Raw genomic sequence first — 23,536 nt, forward strand, 5'->3', positions numbered from 1 at the left:
GTTTTACAGAATTTAATTAAAATCCAGTACCAAAAACCTCCTAAATAAGCATGATATTCAATCATTTCAATTTATTTAATTCATCATCGGTAAAGTTCTTAATTTCTTTCTCTTTGGCAAACTTTTCGGCATTGTAATTTCCTGATTTATTCTTTGGAATGGATAAGCTGTCCCAAGAACTGTTCTTTAGTTGTTTAGCATAAAAAATAATCTGGCCAACATGATAAGGATAATGTGCAAGTTGTCTATTTATGGCTTCGATAACGGTATGACCTTCATTTCGAATATAAATAATATCTGAAAGCTGTTCTGGTTTTAGGCTGCTCAATGCATTTTCCAGACATTTCCAGCCTTTATTCCAAACTTCTAAAACTTCTTGTTTTGACTGTAGATCATTCTCAAATTCTGAATCACGATTTCGCCATTCCTTCTCGCCGTCAGAAGTTAAAAAGTCAGTCCATCGCGAAAGCATGTTTCCCGAAATATGTTTTACAATCGTGGCAATACTGTTAGTATCATCATTTGTTTCAAAAAAAAGTTGTTCAGGCTCTAGTTGGTTGATCGCTTTTTCGCCAAGTGTTTTGTAATACAAAAATTGTTTTTTAACACTTTCAAGATAAGATTCTTCAGTTTTCATGATTTGTGTGTTTTAAGATTGAAGCTGAATTTTGTTTTCAGAAATTAGTAATTTCCCCCAATCATTAAGTTTCCATAGTATTTCGACTAATTGTTTTCCAGTTTCGGTCAAAGTATATTCAACACGCGGCGGAAGTTCGTTAAAAGAATGTTTCATCAATATTCCATCTTCGACCATTTCATTTAATTGCTGGTTTAAAACACGTCGGTCCACTTTTGCGATACCGCGCAAAAATTCGCTGGGTCTTTTTTTCCCATCGTTAATTTGCCATACAATTGGAATTTTCCATTTCCCGCTGATACAGTTTACAGCAATTTCTAATGGACAAATTTTATTTTCAGTGTTTCGTTCCTTTGTTTGCATAAAATTGACTTTTGTATCCCTATGGGATAAAAATATGCGGTATTGCCAGGCTGATCCAACTTACCGATCTTTACAAAAATAGTCAAAATTTTAAGCAGAATGAGCGAATTAACGAATCAAATTGAAACATTGAATACAACCATAAAACGTAAAGGAGCACGATCTGCAAAAGATATTCCGAGTTCTATTTTAGAACAGCTTAATAAAGGTGAAATTGAAACAGCTAATCTAGTGGAATGGCTGGTAGTAGATCAGATTGTTTTGTTGGAAAATGTTTTAAATCAATTAGACAGAATGCAGTATTTTGAGTCGATACAAAATGATATTCGCAGTTTGAAAAAGCAAACAGTAAATACCATAAACGAAGCAATTGGAACTGGAATATTAAAATTGTCTGCTTTAAATAATGATTTAAGAATCCTATCAGATATTTCCAAACATAAATCAGATTTAGTGAGATGCTGGTCAGCTTATACGATAGGCAAAAATCCAAAATACACAATTGAAGAAATGTTAGAACAAATTCAGTTTTTGGCAGCCGATAAACATTTTGGAGTTCGAGAAATTTCATGGTTGGCTGTTCGTTCACATATAGCAAAGAATTTGGATAGAAGTCTTGAAATTTTATTAAAATGGACTTTAAACGAAGATGAAAATATTAGACGCTTTGCAACCGAAGCAATACGGCCAAGGGGAGTTTGGTGCGAACATATCGAAGAGCTTAAGCAAAAACCGGAACTAGCTTTAAAAAATTTAGATTCCCTAAAATCTGATCCATCTAAATATGTTCAAGATAGTGTGGGGAATTGGTTGAATGATGCCAGTAAATCAAAACCAGATTTCGTTAAAGATTTATGCAAAAAATGGCAAATAGAAAGTGCTGCAAAAGAAACAGCTTACATCATAAAAAAGGGATTGCGAACAATTGAAAAATGAAAGTAGAGCTGCTATTTATACAATCTTAATATCGTATTTATCTAAAAGTCCAACAATTCCCTGAGTCGAAAATTGTGCTTTTCTCATGGCATTAAACTCTGGATCGATTTTGTAATTGTAAGCGGTTCTAAAATCAACTGCGGCCAATTGGGTTTCATTAAAAATTGCGCCGTCTAAGTTACAATTGTCAAAAACTGAATTGGTTAAATTAACACCTACAAAAGTTACTTCTCTAAGTGATGAATTAATAAATTTTGTTTTTGGCATTTTTTTATTAGCAAATGAAGCATAATCTAAAGTGCATTCCTCAAAATGGACTTGAAATAAAAAATCGTCACATTCATTAAAAGCAATTCCTAAAAGTTTGCAATTTCTGAAAGTCACATTTTTTAAACTCGTTCCTGCTAAACTTGTCATAGATAAGTTGCAGTCAATAAATTCACAGTCTAAAAAAGTATTAGAATTAAAATTACTATTCGAAAAATCACAATTTTTAAACACACAATCTTCAAACTCACGATTGTTTATTTTTTTATCGATGTAAACAACTTTTTCGAATGTTTTTTGAATGTGAATTAGACTTTCCATTTTGTGTTGGATAAATATTAAATAACAAATGAATACTTAATAGTTTTGGAACTGTTAAGAATTGTTTACTTGAATAAAATTAGTCATTAAATATACTTTTCATAATTGTTTTCAATCCGTAGAAAATTAAAAACATAGAAGCTAAGCAAGCTACAATTCCAATTCCTAAAACTAAATAATGCCAATTGGTATGTTGATTCATAAAAGCATTGTAAATCAATGAAGGCCCAAGAAACATTAATGGCAGAGCACCAGTTAAATATTTGATTCCTTTTCCTAATAGTTGCTTATTTGTTGCCATTTGTGTGTGTTTTTGTTTCAAGTTTGAAAACTTGATGAAGTTTGCGGTTAAAGGTACCACAAAGAAAACGGTTTACTTATGATAATTATCAACAGCATTTCTAACGCTGCCATATTTTTTGAGTAATTCAGATGCTTCATCATATGAAACGGGAATTTCACCCATAATCATTTTAACTCCTCGATCTACAAGTTTTACATTACTTAACTGCATATCGACCATTTTGTTGCCTCTTACTTTTCCAAGCTGAATCATTGCTGCTGTCGAAATCATGTTTAAAACCAGTTTCTGTGCTGTTCCAGCTTTCATTCGCGAACTTCCTGTAATAAATTCAGGACCAACTACAACTTCAATAGGAAACTTTGCGGTTAATGCAAGCGGACTTCCAGCATTGTTAGTAATACAGCCAGTTATAATATTGTTTTGGTTACAGGCTTCTAATCCTCCAATAACATAAGGAGTTGTTCCAGAAGCAGCAATTCCAATCACTACATCATTTTGATTGATATTATAAGACTTTAAATCAATCCAAGCTTGTGTAGGATTGTCTTCTGCATTTTCAACTGCTCGTCTTATAGCGGTATCACCTCCCGCAATTATACCATTTACTAAATCAAAGGGAACACCAAAAGTAGGCGGACATTCTGAGGCATCAACAACACCTAAACGACCTGAAGTTCCCGCTCCAATATAAAATAATCTGCCGCCAAGTTTCAATTTTGCAACTATTTGTGGTATCAAAGCTTCTATTTGAGGTAAAGCTTTTTCTACCGCATAAGGAACAGTTTTATCTTCTTGGTTGATATTTGATAACAATTCATGAACAGACATTTTTTCTAAATGTTCATATTGTGATGAGAGTTCAGTTGTTTTTGTAAATGTCATTTGAGTGTTATTTAGACCAGTCAAAATTAATATTTTTTTATTTTAATAAAGAAAATTACAACACAAAGTCACAAAGAAATGTAATCTTTTTTTGTGCTCTATTTTTTAGCAATAAAGACTGTTTGTCAGAAGTTTTGTTACGCGAATGCGAAAAGCAATATTGTTGAATAGTTCAGATTAATGAAGAAATTAGACTTATTAGCTGGAATATCTAGGATTTAGGTTCGCAATCAGCTTCTTTTTTAATGAAAATCTAAAAAGGGAAAGGCTTTAATTTTTTGTCAGTTATTTAAAATTTCATAAACACTAAAAACATTTGGCAGTATTATTTTTGAAACTTTATGAATAAAAAGCAAGTAAGAAAAAGCATCATTTTAAATAATAAAAAATGATATTCAGCCACTAAAAAGGAAACGAAATTTAATAAAATTACAAGAAAAATGCTAGTAAAATTCCAAGTACAATCATTGAAACTTTTGCGATATTAAATTTATGTCCTTCGCTGCTTTCAAAAATAATGGTTGATGAAATGTGGAATAGAATACCTATTACTACTGCGGTAATTTCAGTATAATATTCATTTAAAATTGGCAGATATTCAGAAGCAACAGTTCCTAAAGGCGTCATTACGGCAAAAGTAAGCATAAAGGCAAAAATCGCTTTTTTGTCTAAATCGGCATTGATAAAAAATGTTGTTAAAATTACCGCAATTGGCAAATGATGAATCGCAATTCCTAAAGCCAAATCATGATGATGACTTACAGGAAAACCTTCTAAGAAGGCATGAATACAAAGACTTATAAAAAGCAGCCACGGAATTTGCGACATTTTTGCATGACCATGAACGTGTCCATGTTCTGCGCCTTTTGAGAAAAATTCCAGCACAATTTGAAATAAAATCCCAAGCATAATAAAAATCCCAATATTATGATTGTGAGATTCATAAACTTCGGGCAAAAGATGCATTACTGTTAAAGATAACAAAAATGAACCGCTGAACGCCAGCAGTAACTTTAAATTGGTTTTGTTTTTTGGTTTTAAAAACAAAGCCACTATATATCCTAAAAGTACAGAGAATAAGGGTAGTAAATAGTTCATTTCGTTTCGTGTAATCGTTGATTTGTTTAATCGGTTAATTGTTTTTGTTTAGCGATTAAACGGTTAAACAATTAAACGATTCCCCAATTTACTTAAAAATCATGATTAATCGTTCGCTTTCGGTTTTATGGAATTTTTTGAGTTTATAATCGCCAAAAATATCTAACAGAAAAATTCCTGCTTCATCCATTAAATCTTGAAAGTCTTTCAAAGTTAATGCTTTTACTTTTTCTGTAAAATGATATTTTCTGCCTTGATCTTCAAAGTCAATTTCTTTGAAAATGTGACCCTCTTCAACATATCTTTTTATGTGAAAATCAATTTCGTCAACCGTTTTTACTTCTTCTGGAACTAAAGTTTCAATAACTTGGTTTACATTCATAAAATCAATTACAGCAAAACCATATTCAGATAAGCTTTCTTTGATAGCTTTCAGGGTAGTTAAATTATCGTCGTCACTTTCAAAATAACCAAAACTGGTAAAAAGATTAAAAATGGCATCAAATTTTTCTTCAAAAGGTTCACGCATATCGTGTACTTTAAAGTGCAGCGATTCGTTGCTGTTTTTATTGGCTTCTGCAATGCTGTTTTCAGATAAATCAGCACCTAATACGTTATAACCAAGTTGGTTTAAGTATATAGAATGTCTTCCTTTTCCGCAAGCTAAATCAAGCACCTTTGCTTTTTCAGGAAGATTAAGGTAATGTGTAAGATTATCCATAAAAACCTGAGCTTCTCGGTAATTTCGATCTTTGTAAAGAATGTGATAATACGGAGTATCAAACCATGAAGAGAACCAGTTTTCTGTATTACGATCCTGATTTGGTGTTGATGAGTTTGGTGCTTCAGACATTTATTCTATTTCATTTAATTTAAAGTACCGCAAATTTAGTGTATTTTTGCCGAAAAATAACTATTTCGCAGTGATACTAAATTTTATCATTGCATAATGTAGAGATGCACCGCTGTGCATCTTTTGAGTTTTAGTTTTTTTAATTTATAGAGAAATGGAAGAAAATTTTAGAATGATTGCCAAATGTTTTTTTGGCTTTGAAGAAATATTAGAACAAGAATTACGTACGCTTGGTGCTCAGGATGTTGAAAAAGGAGTGCGAATGGTAAGTTTTAAAGGAGACAAAGGTTTTATGTATAAAGCCAATTTGTCACTTAGAACGGCGTTAAAAGTACTTAAACCAATTTACTCTTTTAGAGCTAACAACGAGCAGGCATTGTACAAAGGAATTTCTGGTATAAACTGGTCGAAATTGTTAAATGCCAATCAAACTTTTGTAATTGATGCAACTGTGCATTCTACTTATTTTAATCATTCTGAGTTTGTTTCTCAAAAATGTAAAGATGCTATTGTAGATCAGTTTAGAGAAAGAACAGGACAGAGACCAAGTATTGATAAGCAATATCCTGATTTACGAATCAATGTGCATATCGACAAAGATCAGGTTTCGGTAGCTTTAGATACTTCTGGAAACTCATTGCATCAGCGCGGGTATAGAACGGCTACAAATATTGCACCTATAAACGAAGTTTTAGCAGCGGGAGTTCTTTTGCTTTCGGGTTGGGAAGGACAAAGTCACTTTTTAGATCCAATGTGCGGATCAGGAACTTTTTTAGCAGAAGCGGCAATGATCGCCTGCAATATTCCGGCTAATATCAATCGTAAAGAATTTGCTTTTGAAAAATGGAAGGACTGGGACAACGATTTGTTTGATCAGATTGTAAATAGTTTGATGAAAAAAACAAAAGAATTCCACTATACTATAAAAGGTTTTGACAAAGCGCCAAGTGCTGTAAGTAAAGCAAAAGACAACATTAGAAATGCTAATCTGGAAGATTATGTAACCATTTCTGAAGACAACTTTTTTGATTCTGAAAAAGAAGTAGAAGGAAAATTGCATATTGTATTTAATCCGCCGTATGATGAGCGTTTAGATATTCATATGGAGAAATTCTATGCTAGTATTGGCGACACTCTAAAGAAAAATTATCCAGGAACAAATGCTTGGTTTATCACCGCAAATCTAGAAGCTTTAAAATTTGTTGGACTAAAACCATCAAGAAAAATCAAACTTTTTAACGGAAGTCTTGAAGCTCGTTTGGTAAAATACGAAATGTACGAAGGAAGTAAGAGAACGAAATTTCAAGTTACGGAGTAGATAGGTTCAAAGTTACAAAGGTTCAGAGGGGCAAAGGTATTTAAACTTTGTCGCGACAAATTTTTGTAATGTTGAGTTTATAAAAAAATCAAGTAGAATTATAGTTGCAAAGTGGTAAGACTTTATAAACGCAAAGAGAAATTCTTTGTGCCTCTGAACCTTTGCTGCTTTGAACCTTAAAAAAAGAAAAAATGACAAAACTACAAATAAGAGCTTTTTTATATCAATTAGGATGTTTTGCAATTCTGTTTATTTTAGGCAGATTTTTAATTGCAACTTATACTGGACTGACAGGATTATGGATTCCGGTGACGGCATTTATTGCGGCGACTTTAATTTCTCCAAAATTTCAGGCTGCAAGAACAAAGGATGGTGAGAAGCTTTTTATGAAATGGATTTTTATAAAAGGAATTAAAGAAATTGGATAATTCTTGAAATTTTTAGTAAGAAGGAATTAAGCTTATTGAAGCAGTAAGCCGGATTTCGATTACGCATATATAAAAAGCCCCGAATTCAAAAATTCGGGGCTTTTTTATATTAAGATTTTCTATTTTTTAGGAGTTTCTTTTTTGATTTCCGGCAGAACTACTTTCTTCTTGTAAATTGGAATAAAATAAGAAACAGTATAATTGAATCCTACTCCAAAACTTCCGTCATAAGTTCTGTTGAAACCTGGGATATAAAGATTGTCAAATCCAGAAGGTTTGTTATTCATAACTAAAAGTTTAAGCTGAACACCAAAACCAACAAATACATTATTAAAAACTTTAGCTTTAATACCGCCCGCAACCTCAATCCAGCCAGCGCTTAATCCATTATATTTTTGATTTGCCGTAATGTAGGGCTGTTCTCCCCAATACGGATTTGGATTGTAAATTTTGTAGCTGTTTAAGTCTTGACTAAATGAGCTGAAACCAGCACGCATACCAATTGTTATAAGGTTTTCCATATCTAACCAGTTTTGGTACATATTGTAATCAAATCCTGCTTTAATATAAGTTCCTTTTGCAGTAGAATTTAGTCGGTCATCATCAGTTGTTTTGTCTTCAAAACCCAATTCAGCGGCTAAATAATACGTTTTGGTTAAACGATAATCTCCTACAAACTCAATTCCTTTATAATCTTTATCATAAAGCCCTCTAGTTAGTTTATATAAATCTACTCCTACACGCAAACCATAACGATCTGTTTTTGTTGGGATACTATCTGTTTTTGTTTCCTGAACAGCTGGTTTTGCTGTTTTTTTTGGTTTTTCCTGAACGATTTCTTTTTTTGCAGCTGATGTTTCTTGCGAATGTCCTAAAAACATTGAAAACACTAAGCAAAAACTAAAAATATATTTTAACATGTGTTTCATTTTCTGTTTGAATGTTAGGAGTTAGTATATCAATACTCTGCATCCATTGACCGTCGTTAGCAGGGTCAGTTCGAATGATTCCGGCAGTGTTTGAATTATCGCTTGGGTTCAGTGTAAAATTAGTTTTAAAACCACAAGCTCTCGATACATAAATGTTTTGTGTTGTATAATTAAATGTCAATACATCTGTATTTACCGCTGCAGGATTAGTGTTTATGGCATTAAATATAAAACTGTAAGCGGTGGTTGTACCATCTGTTTTTAATGGAATCGAAATAGTACTTCCATTTGCTAGATATTTACCTGTGTCAGTACCTTTATCATTAAAAATAATCCCATTTGGATCACCGCCGCCAATACCAACAACTTTTAGGTTTGTTACATTTTTTACAACAGACGGATCTGAAATATTATAAAAAGTAATAACAAGTCGCGGAGTTGTAGGTGTATTTCCATCGCAAATGTCATCTTTTTCACAGCTGGACAGTCCAAACGTAAAAAGAAGTAAAAGTGAGACTATTTTTTTCATTTATAATTTTATAATTATCGAAGTTCTAAAAGTACAACATTTTCAACATGATGTGTTTGTGGGAACATATCAACAGGTCGAACGCGGGTAACTTTGTATTTTTCGTCCATCAATGCTAAATCACGAGCTTGTGTTGCCGAGTTACAGCTTACATAAACTACTTTTTTAGGAGCAATTTTTAAAATCTGATCAATTACGGCTGCATGCATACCATCTCTTGGCGGATCTGTAATAATAACATCCGGTTTACCATGCTGAGCAATGAATTCTTCATTGAATACCACTTTCATGTCTCCAACAAAAAACTCGCAATTTGTAATATTATTGCGCTCTGCATTTGCTTTTGCATCTAAAATTGCTTCAGGAACACTTTCTACACCAATTACTTTTTTTGCTTTTTTAGAAACAAATTGAGCAATAGTTCCTGTTCCAGTGTACAAATCATAAACCGTCTCATTTCCTGATAATCCAGCAAAATCACGCGTAATTTTGTACAATTCGTAAGCTTGATCTGAATTTGTTTGATAGAATGATTTAGCATTGATGCTGAATTTCAAACCTTCCATTTCTTCCAAGATATAATCTCTTCCTTTATAAAGTTTAATATCTTGATCGTAGATAGTATCATTTTGTTTAGCATTTACCACATATTGCAAAGAAGTAATTTGCGGGAATTTCTCGTATAAATGATCTAAAATAAGTTCGCGGTTAGCTTTGTCATTTTCGAAAAACTGAATCAAAACCATAATTTCGCCTGTTGAAGCAGTACGAATCATTACAGTTCTTAATAAACCAGAATGTTCTCTTGGGTTAAAGAATGCTAAATTATGTTCATTTGCAAAAGCTCTGATTTCATTTCTAATAGCATTAGAAGGATCTTCTTGTAAGTGACATTTTTGAATGTCAAGAATTTTATCCCACATTTTCGGAATATGAAATCCTAAAGCATTTCTGTTCCCTAGATCTTCCTTGCTTTCAATTTCTTTTTCTGTTAACCAACGACTGTTAGAAAATGAAAATTCCATTTTATTTCTATAGAAAAACTGCTTTTCAGAACCTAAAATAGTTTCAAATTCAGGAAGTTCAACTTTTCCAATACGCTGTAAATGATTTTTTACTTCGTTTTGTTTGTAATACAGCTGCTGGCTGTATTTCATATTTTGCCATTTACAGCCGCCGCAAACACCAAAATGATCGCAGATAGGCTCAATACGATGCTCTGATAATTCGTGAAATTTTACGGCTTTACCTTCGTAATAGGCTTTTCTTTTTTTGAATGTCTGTACATCAACTACATCACCCGGAACTACATTCGGAATAAAGATTACTTTTCCGTCAGGTGCTTTTGCTACTGACACTCCTTTTGCTCCAGCATCAAGAACCTGGATTTGATGAAAGACAACTTTGTCTGTATTTTTTCTTCCCATAGCGCAAAAATAAGCGTTTGAAAACTTTTATAAATTTAAATTTCAAAAAAAATTATCAAATTGTTGAATTTATTAGTTTAATTGAGTTTAAAAGTTAACTTTGTTTTTAACATTAATCTCAAATACCCCAAGTATAACCTATAGTTTGTCATGTTTTATGAAGTTGTATCACAATCTTTCACAAATCAGCTTTTTGAAAAAAAGTTATGCATTTAAATTTTTGTTTGTCGCGTTTATAGGAATACATATTCCGCTTATTGGGATTTTATTTTTTGTGCTTTTTTTTGAACATACCGTCTCACCAACTTCAATTTTACTTTTTTCTCTAATTATGACTCTGCTGGCAACGGTAGTTACGCTTTTGATATTAAAACAATTAATCAAGCCAATTTCGATTGCTTCGAGATCTTTGGATGATTATAGAAATAACAGACAGCTTTCAGTATTACCAACAGAATATACTGATGAAGCAGGGCTTTTGATGTGTAATATTCAAGAATCAATTTATGAGGCCGAAAGTTTTCTAAACGAAAAGCAGGATTTAATTTATATGCTTTCGCACGATTTGAAAAATTTTGCAGGAAATCCGCAAGGTTTAGCAGAGCTTATTTTGAGTGAAAATCCATCAGAGTCTGTTAAACATTTAGCAGGTTTAATTTGCGAATCGACTAATTTACAATTTCGATACATCGAGAATTTTATAAAATTATTAAAAGAACAAGATCAAGTCGTAAAAATAAATCCAGAATTTAAGACTATTTTAATCTCGAACATTCTGCCTTTTATTAACGAGCAGGTTGAACAACGTTTGATTGATAAAAAAGTAAACTTAAAAGTAAATGTTGAAATTGACGAGGTAAAACTTAAAATCGACGAAGGCTTATTAGTTCAAGTTTTAGTTAATTTAATCAGTAATGCCGTTAAGTTTTCTTATTTCGACAGTGAAATAAAACTTAGAGTTTTTAAGGAGAATTCAAATGTAATTATTACGGTTGCTGATGAAGGAATTGGTTTTGATAAAAATCAGATTGATGAATTGTTTAAAAAATTCACAAAAATGAGCCGTTTAGGAACTGCTAATGAATCGTCAACCGGAATTGGATTGTACTTGTGTAAAAAAATTGTCGAGAAAAATAAAGGAAAACTAACCGCTTTAAGTGAAGGCAGAAATAAAGGTGCCGAATTTAAAATTGAATTTGAATTGTAAATTTGGAGATGCTAAGGGGCTAAGGTTCTGAGGATCTAAGGTTTTTTGTAAAGTTTAAAACTTAGCACCTTAGCATCTCAGAACCTTAGTGTCTTCAAAAAATTACCAGAGCTGATGAACAGACGGTTTTATCAAATCGTTGTAAATTTTATTCATTGCCGAAATTTGTTCAGATGTTAATTGAGGAGTATCATAAACAGATAAATTCGAAAGAACATGTTCTTTTTTTGAAGCTCCAGGAATAATACAGCTCACTTCATTAAAACTCAAAATCCATTGCAGAGCAATAGGAGCAAGGTTTGGCGTATCAGGGAATAAGGCTTTTAGTTTTTCGACTGCTTTTAAACCTAATTCGTAATCAATACCAGAAAAAGTTTCACCTTTATCAAAGGCATCTCCGTTACGATTAAAATTACGATGATCCTGAGTGTCAAAAGTTGTTTTTGAATCAAATTTGCCCGTTAAAAGACCACTTGCGAGTGGAACACGCGCAATGATGCCGATATCTTTCTTCTTTGCTTCAGAGAAAAATAACTGCGATGGGCGCTGGCGGAATAAGTTAAAGATAATTTGAACCGTATTTACATTTGAATATTCTATTGCTTTTAAAGCTTCTTCGACTTTTTCGACACTTACGCCAAGATTCAAAATTTTGCCTTGTTCTTTTAATCGGTCAAAAAGTTCAAAAATTTCAGGACGGTAATAAACTTCTGTTGGCGGACAATGAAGTTGTATTAAATCTAAAGTTTCTAAACCAGTTCTTCTTAAACTGTCTTCAACAAATTTCTGAAGTACTTTTGGCTGGTAGCCTTCATTGATATGCGGATTGATATTGCGTCCGCATTTTGTTGCTACAAAGATGCGTTCAGAGCGTGAACGAACAACACGGCCAACGGCAGTTTCGCTTAATCCGTTTTCATAAACATCAGCAGTGTCAATAAAGTTTACACCATTGTCTATGGCAGTATTTATAAGTTCATCGGCAGTTTTATCATCAAATCCTGATCCCCATTTTCCTCCAACCTGCCAAGTTCCTAGTGAGATTTCAGATATGTTGAAGTTTGTTTTGCCTAGTTTTCTGTAGTTCATTTTCTTTTAAGTTACAAAGGTTCATAGGTAAATAAGGTACAAAGGTTTCTTTGTTGAGACACACAGCGGTGCATCTTTTAGGAGTTGTAGTGGTTTGTAACGAGTTTGTGAAATTTAGCTCTGCTGAGCCTTTGATTCTTTGCCACTTTGATCCTTTGTCCCTTTTTTTTTAATCAAATAAATCAGATGATAGATAACGGTCACCGCGATCACAAATAACAGCAACAATAACACCAGATTCTAGCTGCTCTGCAATTTTTAAAGCAACAGCAACAGATCCTCCGCTGCTCATTCCGGCAAAAACACCTTCTTCTAAAGCTAATTTTTTTGTCATTGCTCTAGCTTCCTCTTCGCTTACATCGACAACAGTATCGACTTTTGAAGCATCAAAAATTTTAGGCAGATATTCTTGCGGCCATTTACGAATTCCCGGAATTTGAGACCCGTCGCTTGGCTGCGCGCCTACAATTTGAATAGCAGGATTTTTTTCTTTTAAATAAGTAGATGTTCCTATGATCGTACCAGTTGTTCCCATTGCCGAAACAAAATGTGTAACAGATCCGTCAGTATCATTCCAAATTTCTGGACCAGTAGTTTTATAATGCGCTTTCCAGTTATCGTCATTCGCAAACTGATTCAGCATTAAATATCCGCCTTGAGCGACTTTCTTATCTGCATAATCTCTCGAGCCGATAATTCCTTCGCTGGCAGGTGTCAAAATAACCGTAGCGCCATAAGCACGCATAGTTTGCGTTCTTTCTTTTGTAGAATCCTCTGGTAAAACCAATTCGATTTCTATTTGAAACAATTGCGCAATCATTGCCAATGCAATTCCAGTATTGCCGCTTGTTGCTTCAATTAGTTTATCCCCTTTTTTAATTTCGCCTCTTTCAAGTGCTGAAGCGATCATGTTGTAAGCAGCTCTGTCTTTTACACTTCCACCCGGATTGTTTCCTTCAAGTTTAAGTAAGAGTTTTACGTTTTTATTTTTAACCAAATTGACAGTTTCCATTAAAGGAGTATTTCCAATAAGGTTTAACAATTTCTGTGGACCCATTTTATCTTTTTTCTTTTATTTTAACGTCGGTTGTAGTAGTATTCAAAACGATAGAATCTGCAGGAATAGATTTCGTTACCCATGCATTTCCGCCAATAACACTATTCTCGCCTATGATAGTTCCTCCTCCTAATATTGTGGCATTGGCATAAATACACACATTAGCTTCTACGGTTGGATGTCTTTTCGCATTTTTCATTTCCTTGCTCACACTCAAAGCTCCTAAAGTAACTCCTTGGTAAATTTTAACGTGTTTTTTAATAACAGAGGTTTCTCCAATAACAATTCCAGTTGCGTGATCAATAAAAAACGGCGATGCAATGTTTGCTCCCGCGTGTATGTCAGTTCCTGTAATTCGATGCGCATATTCGCTCATTAATCGTGAGAACAGCAATAAGTCTAGATGGTATAATTCGTGACTTAATCTATAAATGGCAATAGCATAAAAACCAGGATAACCCAAGTAAACTTCGTCTAAGCTGTTTGATGCTGGATCATTTTCTAAAATATATGCGGCATCTTGATTCAATTTTTCTAGAACTCCTGGAAGTTTTTCAAGAAATCGATCCCAAATAGACTCGCATAAGTTTTCAGGTTTTTGACAAGCTAAAACAGCAATTTCTTTAAAGCGTATTTCGAGTTCATTTATGCTTTCGTCTAATGCGGCATTCGAATCAAAAAGGGTGTAGAACAGCTTTTCAGTAAAAGCTTCCGTTTTGGTTTTGATACCGTAGTTTATTGTAGAATGGCTTTTTAAGGCTTTAATGTTTTGTATGATAGTATCTTTTGTCACAATTATAAAATTGAATGGATATTTTAAAACGTTAAAAGTAAGGTGTTTTTTGTAAATACAGGCACGAATTAACTAAAGAAATTTTGTGCTTCGGGTTGTATTTGTGATAAATGAAAGTTTGCTGAAATCTAAAATATAATATGATTCTTAAGAAGTTAATTGTGTAAATTAGCCTATAAAATTTACAAAAATGAAAAACAATTTAACGTTCAAGAGTGCAATTTCAAATATAGATTTTCCTATAAGTGAGAAAATTTACGGAAAATCAATTCATGACCCAATATTAGGTTTAATTGTCAAAGATCATCCTTCTTTTTGCGATGACGATTGTATAGCTGTAGAAGAGTTGAATCAATATCGCCAGAAATATATTTCGAATTATTTGTCTACTGAAATTGGAGCGCTTTCAGATCTTGAAAAAAACGTTATTTCTTCATTAAAGGAAGATAAATCAATAGTAAGTATTGTTGAAGATGAAGTTGAGACGAGGAGTATTGGACAGAAAATTGCCGATCAAGTGGCAGATTTTGGCGGAAGCTGGACTTTTATAATTTCGTTTCTGGCTTTTATTATTATTTGGATTGGCTCGAATGTTTATATTTTGGTCAATAAAGGGTTCGATCCATACCCGTTTATTTTGCTGAATTTGATCTTATCCTGTATTGCAGCTTTGCAAGCGCCGGTGATTATGATGAGTCAAAATCGTCAAGAAGAGAAGGATCGAAATCGTGCTAAAAAAGACTATATGATTAACTTAAAATCGGAATTAGAAATTAGAATGATTCACGATAAAATTGATCATTTAATTATGCATCAACAGCAAGAATTAATCGAAATTCAGAAAGTGCAAATTGAGATGATGAATGATATTTTGAATAAAATTAAGAAGTAAAAAAACGATCAAAAACATCAAAGATAAAAGTGTTTGTAAAAGTAACCAACAAGCATAAAAATGATATTCAGGCTTGCTGCTTTCCAAATTATTTTTTGATAATTTCTAGACTTGTCCACAAAATATAAAACGACTAAAATCAAAAATAAAAGGGTAGTATAAACTGCCGGATACATATTAAAAGCCGCTAAAAATTCACCTTGAAAAAGTAAGAATAATGATCGCTGAAAACCGCAGCCTAAACACTCAATTCCAAAGAGCGTTTTGAACATGCAGGGGATCATATATTTTTCTAAAGACACGGTGATTTTTTTTACAATTTTACGAAAAAAATATAAGATAACATTTCAAGAGGAGGGAACTGTTATTTTAAAGTTTGCTACTTTTGAATTCTTAAACTTTAAAATATGAAAACGTTTAAAATTTTAATTATGATTCTTGCCATTTCGGTTGCGTTATATGAGCAGGTTTCGGCAGAAAAAAATATCTATATAACGGTAATTGCAATTGCAGTTTTCATGTATGGAATGATGCAGCTGAGTGCAAAAACACCAAGTAAAAACCAAGATAAAGAAGAGAAGGATGTTGACTAAAGGAGATAAGGTTTCTGTCTTAGACGAAGCCATAAACGGAACGGTGGTTTCAGTGAAAAACAACGAGGTTTTGATTGAAACTGAGGACGGATTTATGATGACATTTTTTGTCAATGAGTTGCTTAAAATTCAAGAAACCAGTAATTTAATGAATTCTATTAAAAGAATAGATTTAAATGAGATTTCAAAAGAAAAAACAGAGCCAAAACCACGTAGTTTTGTCAAAGAACGCAAAGATAAACGCGAAATTTCGGCTCCAGAATTTGATTTGCATATTGAAAAGCTGGTTCCAAATAAACGCGGAATGTCGAATTATGACATTTTAACTCTGCAGACAGAAACGGCAAAAAGACACATTGAATTTGCGATCAAAAATCGCATTCCAAAAATTGTTTTTATTCACGGTGTAGGCGAAGGAATTTTAAAAGCTGAATTGGATTTTTTATTGGGTCGTTATGATGGTATAGATTTTCAAGACGCCAATTATCAAAAATACGGACTGGGTGCGACCGAAGTTTATTTTAGACAAAACAATAAATAAACAGGTTTTTGAATCTTAAATAAACTGTTTTAAAAGCATAAAAAAATGTCCGTTTTTCATTCTGAATTTTGATTGAAATCAGTTATGAAAAACGGACGTTTTTTGTAGGAATAAAAAAAGAAGCAAGGGTCGTTTTTGAACGTTGCCCTTGCTTCTTTTTTATTTTATTTTTTACTTTTTTACTTGGTGATTTTTCCTAGAAGAAAGCTAGTTCCAAGTCTAAATTTACTGTTTCCTTTTACTAGCGAAACGTTTGCAAGAACAATAGTATGAATAAAGTTTGTACCTACTTTTTCTGTTGTAACTTGTATTTCTGCTTTTAGATCTGCGTTTGTATTTTCACCTACCCAAGTTTCATTTACAGCAGGTAACGAAGGAGTAGTTTTTTGACAAAAATAGCCAGCAGAAATACTTCCAGTCCCGCTTAAAAAAGTTCTGTAAAAAAGCTTGTTTGTAGTTGCCCCAATTGCTCCTGTTCTTGGCTTTCCTGGAGGGGTAACTACATTATCAAGTAAACTTTGATCAAAGTTTTCGATTGTTAAAGTAAAGGACGTATTGTAATTGTAAACCGTTAAATTATCAGGACAAATAAAGGCTTCACCGCTGGCAGCATTTTGAAACGTTAAATTAGCTGGAGTAACTGTAGTTTTATAATCTCCAAACGGAAATTCGGCTTCAACTTGATCTCCTGCAGGTTTTGCAAAAGTGATGTTCTGAAATACAATATTGTGGTTGTAGCCATTAATTCTTGTTGCTCCGTTTACATCAGGATCAGTTGCTATTTGTGTCGTTGTAATTACAATTTTCCCTGTTTTTCCTAACCATTCTTCAGTAACATTTGGAGTTCTTGGCGGTATGGCGCCGCAAATATTAGTAGTTTCTACTTTACCATCATAAGCTCTGTATACAACACGATATAGATTATTGTCTATGTCGTAGGTATAAACGTTAGGATCGTTTACAATTCCGTTTGCCTGTGGTAATTGAAGCAATAATGATTCTTGCGTTTTAAGTTTGTAAATTAAAGTATTAGTTGTAGGATCGCAGCTTGCCGCTGTTACATTATCAAAATCGATTGTATCTACTGTAAGGTCGCCATCGTCACAGCCGTTTAACAAAAACGCCAATAACACAAGGCTTGCATATTTTTTCATCGTAAATTTTATTTGGGTCAAAAATAGTGAAAAATTTGGCAAATGATATTTAAGATTAGACAATTGATATTTCATAACTTTGCAGCAATGAAAAAAGTATACCTCGATAACGCCTCAACAACTGCGATGCGTCCTGAAGTTATTCAGGAAATGACTAAAGTTATGACTGAAGATTTTGGTAATCCATCATCGACACATAGTTTTGGGCGAAATGCTAAAACAGTTTTAGAACTTTCTAGAAAAAGTATTGCTAAACACTTAAATTGTTCAGCTCAAGAAATCATTTTTACTTCGGGAGGAACTGAGGCTGATAACTGGATTTTGAGATCGGCAGTAGAAGATCTTAAGATAGAACGAATTATTACTTCAAAAATAGAACATCATGCCGTTTTACACGCTGTTATGGCATTGGAGGAAGAATATGGTGTTCAGGTTGATTATGTGAAGATAAATGCTGATGGAAGTCTTGATTTGACGCATTTGTCTAATTTGTTAAGCGACGAGAAAAAAACAATCGTTAGTTTAATGCATGTAAACAACGAAACAGGCACTATTTTAGACTTAGATAGAGTTGGGGTTATTTGTAAGCAATATAACGCCTTATTTCATTCAGATACGGTTCAATCAATTGGGAAAACCGAAATCGATCTGCAAAAAACTCCGGTTGATTTTATTTTAGCCAGTGCGCACAAATTTCACGGGCCTAAAGGCATTGGTTTTGCTTTTGTTCGAAAAAATTCTGGATTGCAGCCTTTGTTTTTTGGAGGCGAGCAAGAAAAAGGACTTCGCGCAGGTACCGAAGCGGTACATCAAATTGCTGGAATGGCAAAAGCCTTGTCTGTTTCTTATGAGAATTTAACTGAGGAACGCGAATATATTTCTGAGCTTAAGAAATATCTTATTGAGCAGTTAGAAACTCATTTTTCTGGTTTTAAAATTAATGGGAGAAAAGATGATTTTTATAATATCATCAATATTACACTTCCGTTTTCTTCAGATAAAACGTCGATGCTTTTGTTTAGTTTAGATATGAAAGGAATTGCTGTTTCTAGAGGAAGCGCCTGCCAATCTGGAAGTATAAAACCGTCGCATGTTTTAAAAGAAATGCTTTCAGAAGATGATTTACAACTGCCAAATCTTAGAATTTCATTCAGTCATTACAATACAAAAGAAGATATTGATTGGCTGATTGAGTCCTTGAAAGTTGTTTAGAGGTACAAAGGGGCAGAGTAGCAAAGGTTCAAAGGTCTCTTTAATGTGAAAAGTCCTTCGACTTCGCTCAGGATGACATAAAAGATCTGTCCGACTGAGCGAAGTCGAAGCCTTTTATTTTCTAATCACTTTTACCTGTGAATCGTTTGTCAGCTTTATAATTGTCGAAGGTTTTCCTGCAACTTTATCGTGATATAAATTAACCACATAATCAACTCCATTGATGATTTCAGGGTTGATATCTTTAAAAGCAATTGGAGTAGGCTGCCCTGAAATATTTGCTGATGTTGAAACCAATGGTTTTTTCATTCGCTCTAATAATTTAAAACAAAAAGGCTCTTTTACTAATCTTACCCCAAGCGAATTATCTGCGGCAATGATATTGGCAGCAACATTTCTAGGTTCATCTAAAATTAAAGTTGTTGGCTTTTCAGATAAATCTAAAATTTGCCAAGCTACCTCTGGAATGTTTTTAAAAACATTGTACATCATTTTTTCGCCATTCATTAAAACAATCATGCTTTGCGTTTCGGCACGTTGTTTCAGCTTGTATATTTTAGCAACAGCTTCAGGATTTGTAGCATCGCAGCCAATTCCCCAAACAGTATCAGTTGGGTAAAGTATAATGCCGCCTTCTTTGATTACTTCGTATGCTTTAAGTATTTCTTCGTTCATTTTGTAAAATGTAATTGGCTATTGAGATTGCAAAGGTAGCAATAAAAAAAAATAATAAATTACGATTTTGTTTACTTGGTTTGCTGTATTATTCGGTAGATTATGCTTTGTTTTTTCTTTTTGCTAAAGACATTAAAGGCAGTTCGATGTATTTAAAAGTCAGCTGACAAATTAGTATTAAAGGGAAAACAGATACCGTAATAATCGACCAAAATTCAACGTCAGTCAATGTTTTTGCTTTTTCAAAACCAACAATGTAATGAAATATAACAAACAGTAAAATACCATGAAGTAAATATAGACTGTAGGTAATTTGACCAAATTTACGCGAAAAAGCACTCGATAAAACTCCGAAAAAATTGTTTCCAGATGCGATAATCAAAAATACAATAGACGCTGCTATCAGTGGATAAGGTTTTCTGCCACTGTTGAAAAAATAGACTGAAACGGCTAATAATAACAGTGCTAATAAGGTGTACTTTTTCTGTTTTAAAATCGTACTAAACTTTTTTGTGTTTATTAATAATGCAACACAAATTCCGCCAATAAAAGGCATAAAATGTCTTAATGACGATTTGTTTATAACCATAATTATTACGGCGGTAATGGTAAAACCGATTAACGCTTTGTAGTTGATTTTTATTTTAAAGAACAATGCAATAAGAGGCAATAAAAAGTAAAAAATCCATTCGTAAGGCAATGTCCAAGTAATTCCGGCATTTAGAATAAATGTATCTTCTAAACCATTTAGGTTTGAATTTTGCTTGCTGATGTTAAAAAATATCCAAGAAAGAATGCTTTTTAAGTTTTCTAAAAACGGAACTCTAATAGTAAAATTAGTCAAGCAGGCAGTCAGAATAAAAATGATAATTACAGAGAAAAAATACATTGGAAAAAGCCTGAAAAATCTTGATTTAAGATAGTTTGACCAATCAATTTCTCCCGTTTTATTATTGAGTAATTTGGTTGTAAATAAAAAAGCAGTAATTATAAAAAAGAAAACAACAGTAGTTTCTCCAAATTGATTGAATAAATTTGATTCTGGATCTTCCCAATTTTCAGTTTTTAAATATACCTGCCATATATAACTATGGTGCAAGAAAACAAAAAAGGCTAAATAACCTCGCAATCCATCAATTTCGGGATAACTAACATCAGTTAACTTTATTTTTACTAATCGATTAATTGCTACAACAGATAATACTAAAGCAATTAAGGCGGCAATTATAATCAGAGAAAAGGTAAAATTCATTTTGTTTTTGCATGTTGAATAACACCAAAGTTTGACAATGGCTAGGTGGTATTTTTATTCTGATGCAAACATACAGAATGATTAATTAAAATTGAACGAATTACAGCGTGTTTTTTTGTGTATTTAAGAGGTATAAATTGGTTAATAAAAGCATAAAATAAATGAACAACACGGTATGAGATCGTCAAATACGTTCAGTTTTTAATAATGAAAGGCTTTAAAATATGAAAGATTTACTTGAGATTTTTAAAAATTACATTTTCGCACCATCCTTCGATAGTATATTGGTGTAAGATAGAATCTGGGATTTTTTCGTATTCGTTTTTAAAAAAATCAGCAGAAATTACAGGATTCTTTTCATCAATAATAAGGATGTTATTAGGATTATAAAAATCGTAATTTTTGATGTCAGAGTTCGTAGTAATTAATTTTTTATCTAAACCTAAACTTTCAAAAACTCTAAAAGTTAACCCAATTTGACCAATTCTGTTAATGTCCAAAAGTACTTTTGAGCGGCTGATATAGTCGTTTACTTCAGATAATGGCATATGTTTGTTGATATAAGTAATGGTATTATCAACAGGTTTTCGTTTTTTATCGTAAACAATAAATTTAAATTTTATTGTTTTAGATTTTAGCTCATCAGCGATTCGAATTAAAATTGGCAGTCTTTTATCGATTGAGCTAATATTGAAAACATCATATTCAAAATCGGCGTTGCTGCTTAAAGAAACGTTGTTATTGTAAATCCAATTTGGAGCAAATTTTAGATTAAATTTCGCACAGTCATCTTTTTCGAACGAAAAAACGTCATCAAAACAATGGAGAACTCGTTTAATTTTTGGACAGCGATAAATATTGTCGTTAAAGAAGCCAATAGATTTTTTAGTATATTTTTTAAATTCAAGAATACTTTTAGGATCTATAAAATCACCTTTTATAGTTAAAATAACATCTTGAATTTCTTTGTTTTCCTCTAAACGGTTTAAAATTTCTTTACCAAAATGCTGGTGTTTTAGGTTTGGTTTGTTTAAAGCCTTTAAAATAAAATTGTAAGCCTTGTGTAATACAGTTGGATATTTGTATTTGAAGGTGTTAAAATCGATATGCTTAACTATATGTCCTTGTTTTTCTAGCGTTGAAGCAATATGTTTATTGAGTCCCCAATTGTCAAGACTTATTAGTGTAATACGCATTATCGATATTTTTTTTTTATTAGATGGTAAAACTAACTAAATTTGCTGAAACATTTTTTATGATCTTAAGATTAAATCGAGGGTATGAAAAATTCGAAAATGAGATTGTCGAGTTTATTCAGTTTTTTGACACCAAAGGAGAAGACTTCGTTATTGGTCAGCGTAATCAGATAAAACTTTTTGATTTTAACAATCAAAAAATAAATATCAAATCGTTTAAGGTTCCACATCTTATTAATAAAATCGCCTATAAATATTTCCGAAAATCAAAAGCAAAACGTTCTTATGAGTTTGCAAATGAATTATTAGAATTAGGCGTAGGAACACCAAAACCAATCGCTTACGCCGAGTTTTCTTCGATTATAGGTTTAGAGAAAAGTTTTTATATCAGCGAACAGCTTCAATGTGATCTGACTTATAGAGAGCTGGTTGAAATTCCAGATTTTCCTGATCGCGAGAATATTCTAAGACAATTTACCAGATTTAGTTTTGATCTTCATGAAAAAGGAATTGAGTTTTTAGATCATTCGCCAGGAAATACTTTGATTAAAAAGAATGCTGAGGGGAATTATGATTTCTTTTTAGTGGATTTAAATAGAATGGAATTTCATAAGACAATGAGTTTTGAAATGCGCATGAAAAATTTATGCCGTTTAACTCCTCTTGAAGAAATGGTTGCGGTAATGAGTAACGAATATGCTAAATTATATTCGGAATCTGAAGAAAGAATTTTTGAGTTGTTGTGGAAATATACTTCTGATTTTCAGGAGAAGTTTTACAGGAAAAAACGCTTAAAGAAGAAACTTAAATTTTGGAAGAAGTAAGTTCTTGCAGTTTTTTGTAACGAACAAAAACGCTATAAGCATTTAGGTAGCAAATAGTAATACCATTGATGCCGTCGAGAAAACCAAGACGAATTAAAAATTGGTATAGAAAAGTATATAAAGGGTGAAGAATCATTAAAATATAAGATGATTTTTGCCCTTTTTTTAGTTTTTCATTCGCCTTCAAAATTCCGTAATTATACATTTTCGACTTGTAATCTTGATACGAAGTATAAGAAAAGTGAATGATTTTGTTCTTTAAAATCGAAGTTTGACCATTTACGATTAACTTTTCATGAACCATTCTTTCGGCATTGTATCTGCAATCTGATTTTTTAAAAAGTCTAAAAATCTTATCGGTCTGCCAGCCGCTAAAGTTTAACGGCTTATTCTTGAACATAAAAGTTCGATATATCAAATAAGCACTTGCAGTATTATTGCTGTTTATTGTCGAGATAATTTCAGTTTTTAATTCTGAAGTCAATCGTTCATCGGCATCAATAAATAAAACCCAAGAATTTCTAGCTTGATCTAAAGCAAAATTACGTTGAGCAGTATAGTTTGTAAAATGATTCTGAATCAATTTTACATTCTGAAAAGATTTGACTATAGCAACTGTTTTATCAGTACTATATGAGTCAACTACGATAATTTCATCAGCAAAATCAATATCTTCAAGCAGAGATTTTATATATCGTTCCTCGTTGAGTGTAATTATTAGAACCGATAATTTTTGCTCGTTATTAATTTGCATAATGA

General features: G+C 32.5%; 28 protein-coding genes. 9 read left to right on the forward strand and 19 right to left on the reverse strand.

Annotated features, from left to right (window positions below):
• Positions 1-61: 61 nt before the first annotated feature.
• Both BOW57_RS14815 and BOW57_RS14820 read right to left on the reverse strand, forming a co-directional pair.
• Entirely contained in the window at positions 62-637 is a 576-nt protein-coding gene (locus BOW57_RS14815; RefSeq protein ID WP_129055339.1) for a DUF1572 family protein, read from the reverse strand.
• 12 nt (positions 638-649) lie between these two features.
• On the reverse strand, positions 650-1,000 hold the full coding sequence (locus tag BOW57_RS14820; protein ID WP_129055341.1) for a helix-turn-helix domain-containing protein: 351 nt from the start codon (positions 998-1,000) through the stop codon (positions 650-652).
• A gap of 99 nt (positions 1,001-1,099) precedes the next feature.
• Here BOW57_RS14820 and BOW57_RS14825 point away from each other — a divergent pair, with 99 nt between their 5' ends.
• Positions 1,100-1,936, forward strand: coding sequence for a DNA alkylation repair protein (locus tag BOW57_RS14825; protein ID WP_129055343.1), 837 nt, complete (start codon positions 1,100-1,102; stop codon positions 1,934-1,936).
• Positions 1,937-1,951: 15 nt separating this feature from the next.
• Here the strand turns inward: BOW57_RS14825 and BOW57_RS14830 are convergent, their stop codons facing one another.
• The 5 genes from BOW57_RS14830 to BOW57_RS14850 all read right to left on the reverse strand — a co-directional run bounded on the left by BOW57_RS14830 (position 1,952) and on the right by BOW57_RS14850 (position 5,661).
• Positions 1,952-2,524 (reverse strand): pentapeptide repeat-containing protein, encoded by a 573-nt coding sequence (locus BOW57_RS14830; protein WP_129055345.1) that lies wholly within the window; start codon positions 2,522-2,524, stop codon positions 1,952-1,954.
• A 79-nt stretch (positions 2,525-2,603) separates the two neighbouring features.
• A complete protein-coding gene (locus BOW57_RS14835; protein ID WP_129055347.1) occupies positions 2,604-2,825 on the reverse strand; it encodes a DUF6095 family protein in 222 nt (73 codons plus the stop codon).
• 72 nt (positions 2,826-2,897) lie between these two features.
• Positions 2,898-3,710, reverse strand: coding sequence for an N-acetylmuramic acid 6-phosphate etherase (murQ, locus tag BOW57_RS14840; protein ID WP_129025106.1), 813 nt, complete (start codon positions 3,708-3,710; stop codon positions 2,898-2,900).
• A 429-nt stretch (positions 3,711-4,139) separates the two neighbouring features.
• Complete coding sequence (locus BOW57_RS14845; protein WP_089052451.1) at positions 4,140-4,808, reverse strand: ZIP family metal transporter; 669 nt, start codon at positions 4,806-4,808, stop codon at positions 4,140-4,142.
• A gap of 88 nt (positions 4,809-4,896) precedes the next feature.
• On the reverse strand, positions 4,897-5,661 hold the full coding sequence (locus BOW57_RS14850) for a bifunctional 2-polyprenyl-6-hydroxyphenol methylase/3-demethylubiquinol 3-O-methyltransferase UbiG (RefSeq protein WP_129055350.1): 765 nt from the start codon (positions 5,659-5,661) through the stop codon (positions 4,897-4,899).
• 154 nt (positions 5,662-5,815) lie between these two features.
• On the opposite strand from BOW57_RS14850, the gene BOW57_RS14855 reads away from it, so the two are divergent.
• Both BOW57_RS14855 and BOW57_RS14860 read left to right on the forward strand, forming a co-directional pair.
• Entirely contained in the window at positions 5,816-6,979 is a 1,164-nt protein-coding gene (locus BOW57_RS14855) for a class I SAM-dependent RNA methyltransferase (RefSeq protein ID WP_129055352.1), read from the forward strand.
• Between the two features lie 191 nt (positions 6,980-7,170).
• A complete protein-coding gene (locus BOW57_RS14860; RefSeq protein ID WP_129055354.1) occupies positions 7,171-7,407 on the forward strand; it encodes a hypothetical protein in 237 nt (78 codons plus the stop codon).
• 119 nt (positions 7,408-7,526) lie between these two features.
• Here BOW57_RS14860 and BOW57_RS14865 read toward each other — a convergent pair whose 3' ends face one another.
• From BOW57_RS14865 to rlmD, 3 genes are read right to left on the reverse strand one after another with little or no spacing between them, the layout of a single operon-like run.
• The gene (locus BOW57_RS14865; protein ID WP_129055356.1) at positions 7,527-8,336 is read right to left on the reverse strand and encodes a DUF6048 family protein; all 810 of its coding nucleotides are present in this window, start codon (positions 8,334-8,336) and stop codon (positions 7,527-7,529) included.
• The gene (locus BOW57_RS14870; RefSeq protein WP_089052399.1) at positions 8,308-8,865 is read right to left on the reverse strand and encodes a DUF6452 family protein; all 558 of its coding nucleotides are present in this window, start codon (positions 8,863-8,865) and stop codon (positions 8,308-8,310) included. Before BOW57_RS14870 ends, BOW57_RS14865 begins: the two co-directional genes overlap by 29 nt.
• Positions 8,866-8,879: 14 nt before the next feature.
• Positions 8,880-10,292 carry a 23S rRNA (uracil(1939)-C(5))-methyltransferase RlmD gene (gene rlmD / locus BOW57_RS14875; RefSeq protein ID WP_089052398.1) on the reverse strand — a complete coding sequence of 471 codons (1,413 nt, stop codon included), beginning with the start codon at positions 10,290-10,292 and terminating at the stop codon, positions 8,880-8,882.
• Positions 10,293-10,485: 193 nt separating this feature from the next.
• Between rlmD and BOW57_RS14880 the strand changes: the two genes are divergently transcribed.
• Positions 10,486-11,499 carry a sensor histidine kinase KdpD gene (locus BOW57_RS14880; RefSeq protein WP_241687452.1) on the forward strand — a complete coding sequence of 338 codons (1,014 nt, stop codon included), beginning with the start codon at positions 10,486-10,488 and terminating at the stop codon, positions 11,497-11,499.
• 102 nt (positions 11,500-11,601) lie between these two features.
• Here the strand turns inward: BOW57_RS14880 and BOW57_RS14885 are convergent, their stop codons facing one another.
• The 3 genes from BOW57_RS14885 to epsC form a co-directional block, all read right to left on the reverse strand.
• The gene (locus BOW57_RS14885; RefSeq protein ID WP_129055360.1) at positions 11,602-12,588 is read right to left on the reverse strand and encodes an aldo/keto reductase; all 987 of its coding nucleotides are present in this window, start codon (positions 12,586-12,588) and stop codon (positions 11,602-11,604) included.
• Between the two features lie 169 nt (positions 12,589-12,757).
• Positions 12,758-13,645: a cysteine synthase CysM gene (gene cysM, locus BOW57_RS14890; protein ID WP_129055362.1), complete on the reverse strand. Its 888-nt coding sequence runs from the start codon at positions 13,643-13,645 to the stop codon at positions 12,758-12,760.
• A 1-nt stretch (position 13,646) separates the two neighbouring features.
• Entirely contained in the window at positions 13,647-14,438 is a 792-nt protein-coding gene (gene epsC / locus BOW57_RS14895; protein ID WP_129055365.1) for a serine O-acetyltransferase EpsC, read from the reverse strand.
• Between the two features lie 190 nt (positions 14,439-14,628).
• Here epsC and BOW57_RS14900 point away from each other — a divergent pair, with 190 nt between their 5' ends.
• A complete protein-coding gene (locus tag BOW57_RS14900) occupies positions 14,629-15,330 on the forward strand; it encodes a DUF1003 domain-containing protein (RefSeq protein ID WP_129055367.1) in 702 nt (233 codons plus the stop codon).
• A gap of 17 nt (positions 15,331-15,347) precedes the next feature.
• On the opposite strand, the gene BOW57_RS14905 is transcribed toward BOW57_RS14900, so the two are convergent.
• The gene (locus tag BOW57_RS14905) at positions 15,348-15,614 is read right to left on the reverse strand and encodes a DUF2752 domain-containing protein (RefSeq protein WP_371413529.1); all 267 of its coding nucleotides are present in this window, start codon (positions 15,612-15,614) and stop codon (positions 15,348-15,350) included.
• Positions 15,615-15,737: 123 nt separating this feature from the next.
• On the opposite strand from BOW57_RS14905, the gene BOW57_RS14910 reads away from it, so the two are divergent.
• On the forward strand, positions 15,738-15,923 hold the full coding sequence (locus tag BOW57_RS14910) for a hypothetical protein (RefSeq protein ID WP_089052391.1): 186 nt from the start codon (positions 15,738-15,740) through the stop codon (positions 15,921-15,923).
• Complete coding sequence (locus BOW57_RS14915) at positions 15,913-16,464, forward strand: Smr/MutS family protein (RefSeq protein ID WP_089052390.1); 552 nt, start codon at positions 15,913-15,915, stop codon at positions 16,462-16,464. The genes BOW57_RS14910 and BOW57_RS14915 overlap by 11 nt, the downstream gene beginning before the upstream one ends.
• Before the next feature lie 179 nt (positions 16,465-16,643).
• Here BOW57_RS14915 and BOW57_RS14920 read toward each other — a convergent pair whose 3' ends face one another.
• Positions 16,644-17,618: a hypothetical protein gene (locus BOW57_RS14920; protein WP_129055369.1), complete on the reverse strand. Its 975-nt coding sequence runs from the start codon at positions 17,616-17,618 to the stop codon at positions 16,644-16,646.
• Positions 17,619-17,705: 87 nt separating this feature from the next.
• Here BOW57_RS14920 and BOW57_RS14925 point away from each other — a divergent pair, with 87 nt between their 5' ends.
• Positions 17,706-18,830, forward strand: coding sequence for a cysteine desulfurase family protein (locus tag BOW57_RS14925; protein ID WP_129055371.1), 1,125 nt, complete (start codon positions 17,706-17,708; stop codon positions 18,828-18,830).
• Between the two features lie 114 nt (positions 18,831-18,944).
• Here the strand turns inward: BOW57_RS14925 and BOW57_RS14930 are convergent, their stop codons facing one another.
• The 3 genes from BOW57_RS14930 to BOW57_RS14940 form a co-directional block, all read right to left on the reverse strand.
• Positions 18,945-19,505: an L-threonylcarbamoyladenylate synthase gene (locus BOW57_RS14930; RefSeq protein ID WP_129055373.1), complete on the reverse strand. Its 561-nt coding sequence runs from the start codon at positions 19,503-19,505 to the stop codon at positions 18,945-18,947.
• Between the two features lie 100 nt (positions 19,506-19,605).
• On the reverse strand, positions 19,606-20,757 hold the full coding sequence (locus BOW57_RS14935) for an acyltransferase (protein WP_129055375.1): 1,152 nt from the start codon (positions 20,755-20,757) through the stop codon (positions 19,606-19,608).
• A gap of 233 nt (positions 20,758-20,990) precedes the next feature.
• Complete coding sequence (locus tag BOW57_RS14940; RefSeq protein WP_129055377.1) at positions 20,991-21,953, reverse strand: hypothetical protein; 963 nt, start codon at positions 21,951-21,953, stop codon at positions 20,991-20,993.
• A gap of 59 nt (positions 21,954-22,012) precedes the next feature.
• Here BOW57_RS14940 and BOW57_RS14945 point away from each other — a divergent pair, with 59 nt between their 5' ends.
• Entirely contained in the window at positions 22,013-22,777 is a 765-nt protein-coding gene (locus BOW57_RS14945) for a lipopolysaccharide kinase InaA family protein (RefSeq protein WP_129055380.1), read from the forward strand.
• Here the strand turns inward: BOW57_RS14945 and BOW57_RS14950 are convergent.
• A complete protein-coding gene (locus tag BOW57_RS14950; RefSeq protein WP_129055382.1) occupies positions 22,758-23,531 on the reverse strand; it encodes a glycosyltransferase family 2 protein in 774 nt (257 codons plus the stop codon). The two genes, BOW57_RS14945 and BOW57_RS14950, sit on opposite strands and share 20 nt — an antisense overlap.
• Positions 23,532-23,536 lie beyond the last annotated feature (5 nt).

This window comes from Flavobacterium sp. YO64, from assembly GCF_004119505.1.
Classification (GTDB): Bacteria; Bacteroidota; Bacteroidia; order Flavobacteriales; family Flavobacteriaceae; genus Flavobacterium; species Flavobacterium oncorhynchi.